Origin of the sequence: Neorhizobium huautlense, from assembly GCF_002968575.1 — a bacterium.
GTDB classification, from domain to species: Bacteria; Pseudomonadota; Alphaproteobacteria; order Rhizobiales; family Rhizobiaceae; genus Neorhizobium; species Neorhizobium huautlense.
This window is the reverse complement of record NZ_PVBM01000045.1, coordinates 1-14,674: the sequence shown is the minus strand read 5'-3', so window position 1 is coordinate 14,674 and position 14,674 is coordinate 1. Positions and strand designations below refer to the sequence as shown.

Annotated in this window: 11 protein-coding genes and 6 pseudogenes; 5 read left to right on the top strand and 12 right to left on the bottom strand. The window is 56.1% G+C overall.

The window, feature by feature from the left end; all coding sequences use genetic code 11:
* The coding region (locus tag C5L12_RS28265; protein WP_157949123.1) for a hypothetical protein at positions 1 to 435 on the bottom strand (435 nt) is incomplete at its 3' end.
* On the opposite strand from C5L12_RS28265, the pseudogene C5L12_RS26310 reads away from it, so the two are divergent.
* Positions 423 to 644, top strand: a pseudogene (locus C5L12_RS26310) (transposase domain-containing protein); the annotation flags it as partial. The gene C5L12_RS28265 and the pseudogene C5L12_RS26310 overlap by 13 nt on opposite strands.
* Here C5L12_RS26310 and C5L12_RS26305 read toward each other — a convergent pair.
* The 9 genes and pseudogenes from C5L12_RS26305 to C5L12_RS26265 all read right to left on the bottom strand — a co-directional run bounded on the left by C5L12_RS26305 (position 641) and on the right by C5L12_RS26265 (position 8,139).
* A complete protein-coding gene (locus C5L12_RS26305; protein WP_245423040.1) occupies positions 641 to 1,036 on the bottom strand; it encodes a transposase in 396 nt (131 codons plus the stop codon). The pseudogene C5L12_RS26310 and the gene C5L12_RS26305 sit on opposite strands and share 4 nt — an antisense overlap.
* Positions 1,037 to 1,115: 79 nt before the next feature.
* Positions 1,116 to 2,753 (bottom strand): nif-specific transcriptional activator NifA, encoded by a 1,638-nt coding sequence (gene nifA, locus C5L12_RS26300; RefSeq protein ID WP_105374986.1) that lies wholly within the window; start codon positions 2,751 to 2,753, stop codon positions 1,116 to 1,118.
* Positions 2,754 to 2,959: 206 nt separating this feature from the next.
* Complete coding sequence (locus tag C5L12_RS26295) at positions 2,960 to 3,253, bottom strand: ferredoxin family protein (protein WP_105374983.1); 294 nt, start codon at positions 3,251 to 3,253, stop codon at positions 2,960 to 2,962.
* A 13-nt stretch (positions 3,254 to 3,266) separates the two neighbouring features.
* Positions 3,267 to 4,574, bottom strand: coding sequence for an FAD-dependent oxidoreductase (locus tag C5L12_RS26290; protein ID WP_105374982.1), 1,308 nt, complete (start codon positions 4,572 to 4,574; stop codon positions 3,267 to 3,269).
* Positions 4,575 to 4,580: 6 nt separating this feature from the next.
* Entirely contained in the window at positions 4,581 to 5,690 is a 1,110-nt protein-coding gene (locus C5L12_RS26285; protein ID WP_105374981.1) for an electron transfer flavoprotein subunit alpha/FixB family protein, read from the bottom strand.
* Between the two features lie 16 nt (positions 5,691 to 5,706).
* Complete coding sequence (locus C5L12_RS26280; protein WP_105374980.1) at positions 5,707 to 6,558, bottom strand: electron transfer flavoprotein subunit beta/FixA family protein; 852 nt, start codon at positions 6,556 to 6,558, stop codon at positions 5,707 to 5,709.
* Positions 6,559 to 6,742: 184 nt separating this feature from the next.
* Positions 6,743 to 7,099: pseudogene (gene nifW, locus C5L12_RS26275) on the bottom strand (nitrogenase stabilizing/protective protein NifW); the annotation flags it as partial.
* A gap of 97 nt (positions 7,100 to 7,196) precedes the next feature.
* Complete coding sequence (locus C5L12_RS26270; protein ID WP_105374978.1) at positions 7,197 to 7,706, bottom strand: aminotransferase class V-fold PLP-dependent enzyme; 510 nt, start codon at positions 7,704 to 7,706, stop codon at positions 7,197 to 7,199.
* A gap of 112 nt (positions 7,707 to 7,818) precedes the next feature.
* Positions 7,819 to 8,139: an iron-sulfur cluster assembly accessory protein gene (locus C5L12_RS26265; RefSeq protein ID WP_105374985.1), complete on the bottom strand. Its 321-nt coding sequence runs from the start codon at positions 8,137 to 8,139 to the stop codon at positions 7,819 to 7,821.
* Positions 8,140 to 8,759: 620 nt separating this feature from the next.
* Here C5L12_RS26265 and C5L12_RS26255 point away from each other — a divergent pair.
* Entirely contained in the window at positions 8,760 to 9,734 is a 975-nt protein-coding gene (locus C5L12_RS26255; RefSeq protein ID WP_245423039.1) for an IS110 family RNA-guided transposase, read from the top strand.
* 255 nt (positions 9,735 to 9,989) lie between these two features.
* On the opposite strand, the pseudogene C5L12_RS26250 reads toward C5L12_RS26255, so the two are convergent.
* Positions 9,990 to 10,199: pseudogene (locus C5L12_RS26250) on the bottom strand (integrase core domain-containing protein); the annotation flags it as partial.
* A gap of 135 nt (positions 10,200 to 10,334) precedes the next feature.
* Here C5L12_RS26250 and C5L12_RS26245 point away from each other — a divergent pair.
* The gene (locus tag C5L12_RS26245; protein ID WP_105374977.1) at positions 10,335 to 11,594 is read left to right on the top strand and encodes an IS110 family RNA-guided transposase; all 1,260 of its coding nucleotides are present in this window, start codon (positions 10,335 to 10,337) and stop codon (positions 11,592 to 11,594) included.
* Between the two features lie 211 nt (positions 11,595 to 11,805).
* On the opposite strand, the pseudogene C5L12_RS26240 reads toward C5L12_RS26245, so the two are convergent.
* Positions 11,806 to 12,195: pseudogene (locus C5L12_RS26240) on the bottom strand (DDE-type integrase/transposase/recombinase); the annotation flags it as partial.
* A gap of 430 nt (positions 12,196 to 12,625) precedes the next feature.
* Here C5L12_RS26240 and C5L12_RS26225 point away from each other — a divergent pair.
* Both C5L12_RS26225 and tnpC read left to right on the top strand, forming a co-directional pair.
* A pseudogene (locus C5L12_RS26225) lies at positions 12,626 to 12,813 on the top strand (hypothetical protein); the annotation flags it as partial.
* Between the two features lie 218 nt (positions 12,814 to 13,031).
* Positions 13,032 to 14,476: pseudogene (gene tnpC, locus C5L12_RS26220) on the top strand (IS66 family transposase).
* The last annotated feature ends 198 nt before the right edge of the window (positions 14,477 to 14,674 follow it).

Below are 14,674 nucleotides of genomic sequence, written 5' to 3'. Positions count from 1 at the left end.
CAGCGTTAATATCGCCTTCTTGCGATCCTTGTCGCTCAGTCCGTCCAGCGTCCGGCTTTGGAATACCAGGTCGAGCTGCCGGCCCGACGCCGGTATCAGCGTATTGCGGGTTCTCATGATGGTCCTCTGAGTGATTCTAAGTCCACTTCGGAAGACTGCAGGCTTGTCGGCGCTGGTGACCAGCCTGTTCAATTCGATAAGCGCCGCAAGAGCGACGCCTGGCGTCCCCATGGTCATGCCGCTGCACACCACAGGATCAATCATCCACCCGGCAATCGAAACCACGACGCCCGGTGGCCCCAGAACATGTAGAAACTGGCCTATCGCGCGTTCTTCGACACGGCGAACGACTACCTTCTGGCCGAAATACGGATGCCAGCGATAATGAACCTCGACTTCATCGCCGACATGGGCAGAATGAACGGGGAATGACAATTACGAGAAAGAACAGTCTATTCGCCGGCAGCGAGGGCGGTGGACGGACTTGGGCGACGCTGGCCACGCTTCTCCAGACGGCCAAAATGAACAACGTCGATCCGCTCGACTGGCTTTCCCAGACCTTGACCCGCATCGCTCAAGGCTGGCCGGTGTCAGAGATCGAGGCGCTTATGCCTTGGAACTTCAGGCCTGACGCCATCAGCTAATCGCTTACCCTGATCCACAGGTCACGCGCCTTCGCGATCTCCGGCCTTCGCTGTTCGCTTGCCCTGAGGCTTTTTTTATTGCTCAGGCCAAGCCAGTGCAGAAAGCGGCCGACTGTGGCTCGATGCACCTCGATACCGCGCTCGTCCAGCGGGACCTCGCCATGGGCCGACACACGGTCGGTAATCCACTGGCTATAGCGCGAGAGTTTGCTGCCAAGCGGATGTCCCTGCCTGGCCGCGGCAAGCGAACCTGACGACCGATGCAGGATCATCATGCTATTGACGAAACGCGGCGACACCTGGAAATGCCGGGCAGCTTCACAGTTACTGTTGCCTTCTCCGACAAACGCAACGACACGCGCACGCAACTCTATCGGATGCGGTTTGCCCATAGCGGTTCTCCTTCATTGGCAAAGTGAATCACAAGTCAAACCAATCGGAAATCCCGAATCCGGTTAAACGCGACATGCTTTAGATCTTCTTCAGCTGTATACGATGTCGACGTAAAGCATAGCCGACTTGCCGCGGGGTGAGACCCAGGATCCGAGCTGCCTTCGCCTGAACCCAGCCGGCCTTATCCATGGCATTGATTAGCAACTCGCGGTCCGTTAAATGTGGTGCCATCGTTAGGCCGGCTGGTCCGTTGGAGTAACCTAGGCTGACCGGTGATTCGATCGACCCATTGAGTGTATTGGCCGCAAGGGGGCGGTCAGCGATTTTCCAGAGCATTGAAGAACGGCACTGGTCTTTCAGACAGGAGAAATCTGATGGAACGATCGTCCCCGAACGCGCAAGAGTGGCGGTCCTGCGGACACAATTTTCAAGCTCTCGGACGTTGCCGGGAAAGCTGCATTCTGACAATACCTCGAGTGCAGCCGGCGCGAAAGCGAGATCGCGATTATTTTCCCTATTGAAGCGCTCGAGGAAAACATTCGCAAGGCGTGGAATATCTCCACTTCGCTCCCTGAGAGGGGGCAAAAATAGGGGCACTACATTGATTCGGTAGTAGAGGTCGGCCCTGAACTCGCCATCCGCGACCGCCATCTCTAGATCCCTGTTGGTTGCGCATATGAGTCGAACGTCCACCTTGAGTGTTTTTGTGCCGCCGACTCGCTCAAGCTCACCCTCCTGCAGGACGCGCAAAAGCTTCGCTTGAAAGGCCGGCGAGATTTCGCCGATCTCATCGAGCAGCAAGGTTCCACCGTGCGCCAATTCAAAACGACCTGCGCGTTGAGAAATGGCCCCAGTAAAGGCACCCTTTTCATGTCCAAACAGTTCCGATTCCAGGACGCCTGCAGACAGTGCGGCGCAGTTCAACTTCACGAAGGGCTTTTTTCTTCGAGGTGAAAGCTCGTGAATGGCCTTTGCAAAAAACTCCTTGCCCGTGCCGCTTTCACCCCTGAGAAGTACTGAAGAATTGGTTGTTGCAACGACTTTGACGCTTTCGACCACCTTTTTGAGCGCAGGGCTTCCCCCAACGATCCATTCGATTTTCGTGGGGCGTTGTGGGGCAGGCTCGGGGAGTTCCCTCTCGCCTGAACTAGTCTTGCAGGCTCCTTCCCCGCCCACGATTGGCTGACCGTCGCGGCTCTGGTGGCGATGCAACCGAACGGCCCGGGCCGCGAGGTTGGCAATCATGGATAGGAAACGCACCTCTTCCTCAAATTGTATTCTTGTGCCGCCATCCTTGGCGCGGTCGAGCCATAGTGTTCCAAGCGTTTCTCGATCCGCCTTCATCGGGACGCCAACGAAGGTGGTCGGGCAGCTCGCTTGGAGCTCTGCTTGGAACAGATCTGACTTGCAAGTGTCCGGTACTACGAGCGGTGCACCTTTTGCGACGATTCTGTCTATTGCAGGCTTCGCCGGAATACAGCGCGCGCCTTGAGATGATTGCTCTATGCCGAGCGTTGCAATCATCTCAGGCTCCCCTCCTGCATTTAGAACGACGATTGCGCCGCGTCGCATTGGCATAACTTCTGAGAGCGCCTTCATGACATGGGCGAGCTTGGCTTCAAGACTAGCTGGACCAATCAAGACCTTCGATATCCGATAGATACCGCTGCCCCAGAACTCCGGTTTGTGCATGGTTTGAGCGGATCGTTCAGTCATACCCTTATTAAGCCCATTGTGCAACATTTCAGCCCGGAACCACCGTCCCGACCGCTCATGCTCCCAATGAGAACATACCGCGAGACTAATATTATCAGGTGCTTACATCGGCATTAACAGAACGCGAATATAGGCGCCTTGCTCGATAAAAGCGAGGTACTTTTGGCTTAACTGGTTGATTTCATACGGACTGGAGCTAGCTGCTATTAACCGAATTTGAAGAGAACACCGAATCCACCACGTGGGTAGCTCCAATCGATATCACCGTTAGCTTCGCACAATATTCTACATGTACCGCACTCCATGCACCCGTCAACAGTAATTTCCACTTGTCCGTTTTCATTCACCTGATAGCATTTGGCTGGACAGATCCGCGTCAGTGCGAGCAAGTTTGCACTCGGAGACTGATGCGGTCGCACTCTAATATGTGGCCGCCCCGCGTCCACAAGATAGCGGTTCTGGTAAAGCCTATCCTCGATGCGGGCGAATGGAGCTCTCATCTCGCTTCTCCCCTTAGCGCCAAGCAAGTGCAAAGCGGACTGCATCGCTGAACAGTCCCCATCGCGAACGTGCCTTGACAAAAGCGGCCGTGGTCGCTTTTTCTTTCTCGGTTTTGGGTGTGCCGTCGACGCGCACGAAATTTTGCGCCGCCTTGGACAGCAGCTGGGGGTACGTCATAAAATAGTTGCGTGAATTCATGTGGAGTAGGGCGGGCATATCTTTGTATTTTTTTAGATCTTTCACAACGAAAGATTTGTCCAGCATGGCCTTGTAAAGGGAGAGGTTCTCCGGGGCCATCGAGCGCCCTTGGCTCTTGATTATGGAGATCGCCTCGCCGGCGATGCGACCCGAGGTCATGGCGAGATTGGACCCCTCGCGGTGAACAGCATTGTTAAGTTGTCCCGCGTCACCAACCACAACCCAGCCGTTTCCAAAGAGCTGCGGAATTGCCCTGTACCCGCCCTCAGGAATGAGGTGCGCGGCATATTCCTTAATCTCCGAGCCCGCAAGTAGCGGGCGGATTGATGGATGGTCCTTGAAAGAGTCAAGAAGGGTGTATGGGCGTTCCATGGTTGCAGCGAAATCGGAGACAAGGCAGCCGATACCGAGGGACACCGATTCCTTGTTGGTGTAAAGAAATCCCAATCCGACCATTCCGCGCGAGATTGTCCCAGCTGCCTCAATAACACAGCCCTGATCGCCGGTAAGGCCGAAGCGCTCAGCGATGATCTCTTCCGGCAGGAAATGCATTTCCTTAACAGCGAGTGCCACGGCCTCGGGCTTCGGCACCTTGCGAAATCCTGCTCTCGTGCCAAGGAGGCCGTTAACACCTTCTGCGAGGACGACTACTTCCGCGTGTATGATGTCGCCAGAACGATCAGTACGCACGCCTATCACCTTACCCCGGCCATCGAGAACCAGCTCCGTCGCTGTCGTCTCGCACAGAACTGTCGCACCAGCCTCGCGAACTCTGCGCGAAAACCACCTGTCAAACTGGGCGCGAATGATCGTGTAGCGGTTCGGCGTTGGCTCATTAAAGTCGTCCGACCGGTAATGCACTCCGGTGTGCGAAGTGTCGTCCATCAGCCAGAAACGCTGCTCGATTAGATGCCGCTCAAGAGGTGCGTCATCCCGAAAATCCGGAATGATAGTCTCCAGCATGTTGGCGTACAGTATGGCGCCTTGGACGTTCTTGGAGCCGGGGTACTCTCCGCGTTCCAACTGCAGCACCTTTAGGCCGCGACTTGCCATCGTGTATGCAGCCGCGTTTCCAGACATACCGGCGCCGACGACGACAGCGTCGAATTTCTGCTTGGTCATAGTGTCTTACCTCAGTTCACTGGAGTTGCCCGGCGCCAACCGTCTGATGAAAACTTCCGTCAGAGCCGGCAAAAAGCTGACCGCGTCGGCGACAATGCCGATATTGGCGAAATCGAAGATTGGTGCGTTCGGATCGGTGTTGATAGCGACAATGAGATCAGCTCCCTCGACGCCAACGCGATGCTGGACTGCGCCTGATATCCCGGCTGCTATATAGAGCTTCGGCCGGATCGTTTTGCCAGTTTGGCCGATCTGCCGATCAGCCGCCATCCAACCCTTTTGCACCAACGGCCGAGAACAGCCATAATCGCCGCCGATTGTTTGCGCGAGATTCTTCAGGAGCTGCAGGTTGTCAGCAGCGCCGAGTCCAAGCCCGCCGGCAACCACTACATCCGCATAGGCGAGGTTAGCGTTCTCCGATTGGCCATCGGAAAGGAAACCGACCACCTTCGTGACGATCTCCTCCTCGAGCATCCCCAAGTCATGCCGGATTACTCGCCCGGTCGGCTTGTTTGACCGCTGTGGCATGCACATGACCCTTGGTCGCACAGTTGCCATTTGGGGACGGCAATTGAGCGTATAGATCGTGCAAAGCAAGGAGCCACCGAATGTGGGCCGCGTGGCTGCGAGGGAACCGTCGGCATCCACATCAAGTCCAGTGCAGTCGGCTGTGAGCCCCGTTAACAGTGTAGTCGCTACGGAACCGGCGAGGTCCCGACCGAGCGTCGTCGCGCCGAGAAGCAGGATCTCGGGTTTATAGGCATTGACTAGATCTGTTAGTGCTTTGGTGAAAGCCTCGTTTCTGTAATCAGTGAGAAGCGGCTTCTCGACGAGGTAGACCAGGTCGGCATCATAGGCGAAGGCCTCAGCGACAGCATGCCGAGTAGAATCTGCCGGCGGCCCGAGAACAACACCCGCGAGCTGCACGCCCAGTTGGTCAGCGAGTCTGCGGCCTTCGCCGAGGAGCTCGAACGAGACCGGGTGGACCTGACCGCGCTCCAACTCGATGAAGACCCAGACGTGCCGGTAGCTCTTGAAGTGGTCGGGCAGGTCCTTCTTGGTGCCAGCTCGACCGAGCGCAGCGGGCGGTGGTGCTTGCCTCTTCCGAGTTCCCATTTATCTGTTCCTATCTCTACACGCTACCAGCAGAGGTGAGCTCATGTTGCAGTGTCGGCTGATGGGTGAAGATGCACGCAACCACCTCCTCAGCTATGTCGTGTACTCTCTTTTCGGTGGTGTCGATCTGCACCGCCTTTTTTTCTCGCGGGGTAGGAGCGAAGACACGCTTGACGACTGTCGGCGAACCGCGTAGCCCGCATTTGGTGATGTCGCCGATGCCGGCTTCTGCCGCGCTCCACTTGACGATCGCGCTGCGCGCTGCGCGCAAAGCGTCATCAAGTGAGCCGCGGCGAATGACAGTCTTGCCCTCTAGCATGGTTATGAGGCAAGGCAGTTGACTTTTCAGAACTTGCGTGCCGCCTTCCGAGAGGCGCTCGACCGTGATCGAGCGCGCGCTTAGATCTATGGAGGTAATCTTCGCAACATAGGTCAACTGCACGAGGTTCAGGCGCTTTGCTATTCCGGGACCGACCTGGGCGGTGTCACCATCGATTGTCTGCTTGCCTGTGAAGACGATATCGGGCACGCCAAAGCTGTTGCCAATCTGCGCTATTGCTTGAGAAAGGGCGAATGAAGTCGCCAACGTGTCAGAGCCGGCAAAGTGACGGTCGGTCAGGAGTACTGCGCGGTTTGCGCCATAAGTGAGTGCCTTGCGCAGTGCTTCCTCTGCCATGGGCGGACCCATGGCGAGCACCGTGACTTCGCCGCCATGGAGGTCGCGCACTTTGAGCGCCTCTTCAAGAGCAAACAAGTCGTAAGGGTTGATGATGGTCGGCACACCTTGGCGCATAATCGTGTTCGTCACCGGATGGACGCGTATCTGCGCTGAGTCCGGGACCTGCTTGATACAGACTACAATGTGCATGAGGTCTCTTTAGCTCCGATTGCATTTGGGCCTGGCGGTTTCGCCTCTCTTCAAAGCACCAATCGTGCCAATAACATGGCTTTAAGTAACCGACTGCAATCTAAGCTTTGTCCGTTTTTGTACGATCGGAAATCTGACAGTCTTGTCGGATTGGGGACGTCGTATGTCGCAAACCAACCTCACCTGTCGCTTCCGAAGACTTCAGCACCGTTTCCAACGGTACAAACGTCTGGCCTGGCGCGACCGTTTTTGTCGGGTCGCGTTGCTTAAGTACCGTGAACACCCGATGTGAAAGGGGCGAAGCCGTCGCAAAATCCGCGTAAGCGCGTTTCAGCGCGTCGCGCCCACGGGTGCGATAATCGGAAAAGTTCTCCTCAGCCAGGTACTGTCCCATGCGTTTCATGATGTGGAGCCGTGAGACATCGAGCACCGTCGGCTCATACGAAACGTCAAGGGCCTCGAAGAATTCCTCGGCAGTTGACAAGCTCTTTAGCCGCGCGAAAATTGCGTCGCTCAAAACGGCCTCGCCATCACAAGTCATTGCATTATCCTATAAGTGGGATTAGTTCGCTGGTCCCAGTTGCTGCTAGACGTTGAAGCCGACCCGCCCGGACCTCTCACGCCTTGTCCGTAAATGATCAGCCTGCTGCGGCTGCGGAGTTGTGTATCCTCCGCCTTTCACCTACGGCAGAGAATGGCAACGAACCGCGAAGTTTCTTCACCATCCCAGGTATCACCTCGAGCACCTGATCGACATCCTCCTCACGGTTGAAGTGTGAAAAGGAGAAGCGGACTGCGCCGAGTGCCGCAGCGTGGGGAAGGTTCATCGCCCCGAGAACATGGCTCTGCCGTGAGGAGCCAGAGTTGCAGGAGGAGCCAAACGCGCAGGCGATGCTGTGGAGAATTAGCAGAAACTGAACGGCTTCACTGCTGATGCCCTCAAAGACCACATTTACCGTGTTAGATAACCGCGCCAGCGGGTCGCCGGTGACGAAGGTCTTGGGAATGCGTTCGTGAAGTCCTTTCTCCAAACGATCGCAAAGCGATTTCACCCATGTGAATCCTTCGACCATGCGCCACGGCAGCATTGCCTGGAGGACTTCAGAATCGACGCATATTGTCGCGTTGTTATCGAGATATATCAACATCTAAGATGACCCTCCGTCTACTGAAACGACGCCAGGAGCACGCTGAGACACCAGCACTAATGCAGCATTCTTGATCCTTTTCATGATGATCTCGTCTTCTCGTTCTGTCCGGTCAGCCAAAAGACTTCCCGCAGGCGCAATTGTCGCTCGCGTTGGGATTGTCGAGGATGAAGCCGGGTGAATTCACATCCGTTGTGAAATCGACTGTCATGCCGCCGACGTGAGGTTGAGAGTCTGAGTCTACGAATACTTTTACCCCTCCCGCCTCGATGACAGCATCGCCGTTGCGTGACTCGCTTTCCAAACCGAGGTGGTATTTGAAACCAGAGCAGCCGCCCGCTTGCACTTTGATGCGTAATCCAGCCGCCGGCTCGGGAGCCTTTGAAAGCGCAAGTTTTACTGCGGAAATGGCACTATCGGTAAGCGTTATCATGAACCGTCTACCCTGGGTTTCGAATTGAGCTTGCGAAAAGCGGTGCACTTGGCGTGCCAACGGAAAAACCATTCGAAAACAACGCCCCATCCAAACACAGAGGTGTCGCATGTATGACACCGTCGAAATTCCGACATTGCCGAGTTGATCACACCGAGTTCGTGTAAGGTTTTGCCGGGGCTGGCCAAAGTAGGTTATTCTCTCTTATTCATCGGCGACACGGTGCCAACGGGCTTGCTCCTACCCATTGGAGCAACTCCCGCGTGATCTCCCGGGCCAATTCACGTCCCAGTCTCTCGAACTACGACGCAGCCTATCACGCGTGACTCGCTTCCGCCCATCCTTGATCATCACACGTGTCGCACGCGGACCGTAGGCGTAGGAGCCGGCGTATACCGGGTTCGCCAGTATGTGATCATGTGTTTGGTAAAACGGGGGCTTTACACTTGATTGGCCGTTTGCCACGCCCTTGCGTGACGAACGGGACCAAGACATTCTTCTGCCTTAACCAAAGCAAATCTTGGCGGACAGTCTGAAGTTCGGCGAATTTGCGGAAGACGAGCAGAATGCTCTCCTGAACGCGCCTATCCGGATCCTTCTCGACACGGACATCATCCGTCTTGACCTTGTCAGGATTTGCGGCAGGGCCGCTGCGAGTATGTTTCGAAGCGGGCTATGATGGCTTTTGGCTTGCCCGCTTTCTCCTCAACAGCGGTATCGATACCACCGTTTTGGACCCGTCCAGTTTTTTGGTTTCCCGTCGAGGCCGACGTGTGAAGACAGATCGCATCGATGTTGAAGCGATGGTGTTTACCCTAAAGGCCTATCTGCTCGGAGATAGGTCGGTTTGCCGCCCGGTGCGGCTACCCAGCATCGATGAAGAGGACGCCAAACGCCTCTCCCGAGAACGTACCCAATTGAAGAAGGAGCGCACGCGCCACGTCAATCGCATTCGCGCCTTGTTGGTACTCCACGGTATTCGCTCGGTTCCCGGTCTTTGGGGAGGGCGCTGGAAGGAAGTGCTTTCGAATATCCGAACTGGCGACGGCAGGGAACTGGGCCCTTTCATCTTCCGTGAGCTGTGCCGCCAGTTCGAACGCCTAGACCTCGTGCATTCGCAACTCAAGGCTCTGGAGAAAGAACGCGTTCAGGCTTGCGCATCCGAAGGAGAGATCGATAACGGCGCCAAGATCAGAGTTCTGAAGCAGCTCGATGGCATCGGCGAAACCGGCGCTGCACACTTGGTCGCCGAAGTGTTCCATCGAACATTTAAGAACCGAAAGCATCTGGCCTCTTACCTCGGACTGTCTCCCAGCCCGTATTCCAGTGGAGAGGTGCATCGAGATCAGGGCATCAGCAAAGCGGGCAACAAACAAGCACGCGTGATGCTGATCGAACTGGCTTGGTGTTGGCTCAAGTACCAACCACAAAGCCAGCTCACGCAATGGTATCGCTCCCGCTTCTCGGGGCATGGAGGTCGTTCTGGAAAGGTCGGAATAGTCGCTTTGGCCCGCAAACTTGCAATAGCATTCTGGCGGTTCATCGAAGACGGTGTGGTGCCCGAAGGGGCCACTCTATCTATCGCCGCCAAATAAGGGTTCAACCGCCGACGGGCAGTTGAGAGGAAGCGTGGCTACCGTGCGTAGAGATGGAAATCACACGCCGAGTTGTAGTTTGGTACCGCGTTTCGAAGCAGGCGTTTGGCCACCATGAATCGGGATTATGGTCGGAGGCAGCGGCCTCAGCCGGATACAAGTGGAGGCACCAACGGGTGCCGGATTGCCAGACGACTGCGAACAACCGATCGAAGGCAATCTTGAGAGGGATGACGATGGATTGACAAACGCCGCTTCATACAAGTCTCTACGCCAATCCTCCATCTTTGCCCGTGCATCGTCAAGGCTCATGAACCAGTGCGCATTCAGGCACTCGGCGCGGAACTTGCCGTTGAAACTTTCGATGTAGCTGTTGTCGGTCGGCCTGCCTGGTCGCGAGAAGTCGAGCACGACGCCCTTATGATAGGCCCATAGATCAAGGTCTCGGGAGATGAATTCGCTGCCATAACACCTTCGGAAGTTTGCGCTGAATGAGGCTTTGACCAGTTGCGTAGCCCTTATCAGGCGAAGCAGGTGGTCATAGCCAGGCCTCAGGTCTCACAGTGGTTTTGCGAAGCCACACTGTAAAGGAGACCGGCTATGACCGTTTATGACATTACCGCATCCACTCCCGTCCTGGCAGCTATCGATGTTTCCAAAGAACGCCATGAAGTGCTGATTGAAGCGCCGGATAAAAGCCGCCGCCGCCGGGTGAGCCTGCTCAACAATCTCGACGAGTTCAATCGCCTTATCACCTTACTGCGCAGTTATCAGCGACCTGTTCGTGTTGCCTTCGAAGCAACGAGAAACTATCACCGCGCGTTGGCATATCAGCTCGGCTCCGCCGGCTTCGAGGTCAAACTGATCTCGTCGATCGCGCTGGCTCGAACCAGGGAGGCACTGCATAATTCCTGGGATAAAACCGATCCGAAGGATGCCCAGGTTATCCTCCATATGATGACCATTGGTGCCGAGCAATTCTATCATGACCCGTTAATGCGCGGCACCAATGACATTCAGGAGCTATCGAAGACCCACGATATGGTCTCGAGATCGAAGACAGAACTGTGGCATCGGATCCTGACACATTACCTGCCATTGTATTTTCCTGAAGCGGATCGCTTTCATCGCAGTTCACGCAGCGACTGGTTCTTCGCCTTCCTCGAACTGTTCCCGTCCCCGCACTTCATCGCGGCCATGAGCAAGGAGGCTTTCATCGAAGCTGCCTGGGATGTCGTGGGACGCAAGGTTGGTAAAGAGCGTTTGCTGGCAGACATTTACGCCACGTCCACCCGTTCAATCGGCCTTCCGGTCGCGCCTGACTCCGACGCAATCTACATGTTCCGTATGGTCCTGGCCCAGGGCAAAAGCCTGATCGCCCACCGTAATCAGATCGAGGAGCGTGCGGTCGCCATGCTGAAGGACAACCCCGATTACCAACTCTTATGCACAATCCCCGGCATCGGTCCGATCAATGCTCTGACGATTTTGGCAGAGGCCGGAGACCTGCGCCGCTTTCAACACCATCGCCAATTCCTGAAGTTCTGCGGCATGGATCTTTCGACAATCCAATTAGGAATGTTTCGAGGCCAGACGAAGCTGTCCAAATACGGCAATGCTCGCCTGAGGCGGACCTTATGGATGGCAGCTCAAGTCGCGATATGGCAGCGCGCAAACAGCTTCCGCGACAAGTTCGAGCGATACATTACCAAAGACCGCCACAACCCGCATTTGCGTCGCAAGGCGTCAACAGCAATCGCCGCAAAGATGGCTCGCACCGTGCACGCGGTTGTCAAAAACAGTGAACCCTATCGCCCCTTCTTTGAAGGGACGATCCACAGCGGAAGGACCCTTCTCTGACAGGGCCGTGGAGGCGCTGAGTAGTTCAGCGACCTCGTAGATAATGTTCAGGCCTTCCGCTCGACGGCAAAGGATCTCGTCTTAAGGACGGTGAGAGCCGCGATCATGCGTACTCTGTGTTTGTTATGGGAGAGACCGTTCGTTGACGATCGGCCGGGCCTGCATCATAATCCAGACGCATCGGGAGACCGGTGCGATAACGACCTGCTGCCAAAACGGCGCTTCGTTCCGAATATAGGACGTTGTCGCTGACGATCATATTCGGCTTGCCTCGTCCCTCGATGATCCGGTCCAGCTCATGGGCAACCCGCAGGCCGGAAAGCGACGTATCCGCGACGAGGCCCAGGCATTCCCTGGTGCAATCGTCGACGACGGTCAGCACCCGGAACCTGCGACCATCGGTGAGTTGATCCGACACGACGTCCAGCGACCAGCGATCATTGGCGGCAAGCGGGATCAGCATCGGTGCTCGTGTGCCTATCGCTCGTTTCCGACCGCCGCGCTTGCGCACCGTCAGCTTCTCTTCCCGATAGAGCCGGAAGAGCCGCTTGTGGTTCACAAGGTGACCCTCACGCCTGAGCAGCACATGAAGGCGTCGATATACGTGGCATCCCTAATTCGAGAGCAAGGTACGGGTTTCACCGGATCAGCGCGGCAAGAGCCTGATGTCCATCTATACGGACAAGCGACCTGATCTATCCCATGAACTGCCGAATTGGGTGCTCGAGCTACTGCAGCGGTATGACGCTTGGGCCACCCAAGATCAGCATCGCCGGTCTCGACAAGTTGGCAGCGACGCTAGCATCGTTAGGAGCGACTCGCTCAGGAGGCGCAAAATCCCGTCCTTCGAGGAAGAAGGAGAAGGATGATGCGAAACAGGCGACATCAAAATCGCACCAACTCGTTCTGCAGTTGGAGCGCCAAGATCTTCAGGTTCCGGCGGTCAAAACGTCAAAGGGTTGGTGGAAGCGCTGGCGGATCTTCTGCTGGAAGCTTTGAAGCGAACAGAATGACGAAGACGGGAGGCGTTGATGACCACGAAGATCACGTCTGACCATCTTTGCCGCGCCGCTGTGGTCTATGTTCGTCAGTCCACAATGAATCAGGCCACCGCAATCTGGAAAGTCAGCGCCGGCAGTATGATCTGGCCGGAGCTGCAGCAACGGCCGGCTTCGCATCGGTTAGCGTAATCGATGATGATCTCGGTCGCTCCGGTTCGCGACCTTCGTAACCGCACCATTAATCACCTCGATCTGAGAGTCGTTCAGCCTCACCAGGAGGGGCACCAACATGCGTAGTCGGTCGATGGGATGGACTGGAAGCGTGTGCACCGTTGCAGTCGAGCGGTCGGAATTTGTTGGGTAAAGCCTGCGGCAGAATGACTCAGGCGGCTGAAACTGAGGGAAAAACTCGCGGAAATGTGCTCTACACAAAGGCATGACACCAGCCAATCTCGATCTTCCTGATGACGTTGATGCGCTGAAAGCCATGGTCCTGGCGATGGCAGCAAAGGCTGCATGCGCCGATGTTCTGGAGAATGAAGTTGCTGATCTGAAGGCCCGCAATGCCGACGCTGACGAACAGATCGCGTTTGTCTTAGTAGAAATCGACACTGGCATTGCTGCAATCGATGCACTGGTTTCCAAGGGCCGCAATCCAGCCGCTGCGAAGCGTGCGCGGTGTCCACGTAAGGGTTTCCCGCCGAATCTGGAGCGGGTGCATGTAGTCATTGAACCGGACGAACTGCCCGAACATACTGGCAAACAGAAGGTCCTGATCGGGGAAGATACCTCCGAGCGGCTTAATGTTATCCCGCCGAAGTTTCGGGTGATCGTCACCCATCGCCCGAAGTATGCCTTCAAGAACGAAGATGGTGTCATCCTGGCGTCGGCACCGGCGCATATCGTCGAAAGCGGCATTCCGAGGGAAGCGCTGCTCGCCTATATCACGGTCTCCAAATATTGCGACGGGTTGCCGCTCTATCGACGGGAGGTGATCTTCCTGCGCGATCATGTCGAAGTTGACCGCGGGATCATGGCACGGTGGATGGGCAAGCTCGGGTTCGAACTCGATATCCTGGCGGACTACATCTTCAGCCAGATCAAGAGAGGCGAACGAATATTCGCCGAAGAGACGACATTGCCGACCCTTGTTCCCGGATCGGGTTCGGCAAAGACAGCGAATTTAGGGACGTACGCGCGGGACGACCGACCGTTCGGCGGCGGTGGTCCGCCGATGGTGGCCTATCGTTTTGAAGACAGCCGATCCGGTGATTGTGTTGCTCGCCATCTCGAAGGCTATCGCGGCATTCTGCATATCGATGCATACACTGCCTATAACCGTGTTGCCCGCCCTGACCGCGGAAACGACGGCGCTCTTTTGGCGGGGTGCTGGGCGCAGAGTCGACGTCGGTTTTACGAGCTGCACGCAAACGACGGCTCAAAGGTGGCAACGGCGACAATTGAAAATATGGGCGCACTTTGGTCGATCGGGGAAAAGGTGCGTGGACAAAGCCCCGATGTTCGCGTAGCAGCCCGTCAGGAGGCGTCCGCTGCAGTCGTTGCCGATCTCTACAAAGTCTGGCACGACACGCTGCGCCGCATCTCTGGAAAATCAAAGCTCGCCGCCGCAATTCGTTATGTCCTTAATCGGCGCGAAGCCTTCGAACAGTTCCTCCATGACGGGCGCATCGAGATAGACTCCAACATCGTCGAGCGTATTCGGCCCAGGCCATCGTTCAAAAGAATAGCCTATTCGCCGGAAATGCTGGCGGCGGAAGGACATTGGCGACGCTGTCCACACTCATTCAGATCGCCAAGATCAACGAAGTCGACGCGCTGGCTTGGCTGACACAGACGATTGAGCGTATCGCCGCACCTTAGCCATCGAGCGAGATTGACGCTGATGGCGTCGAGCATCCAGAAGTTGCGATGTCGTCTCACCTCTTACGAAAGATGGCGGAGCGGAATTTGGCATTTTCGGTAAAAGCCAACAGAAGGAGGAAGATTCCGTGGGCGAAATCAGATACCTCGCAACTCGAGACCTCTTGAAAGACGATGTTATCGAGCGGATTGTTGCGG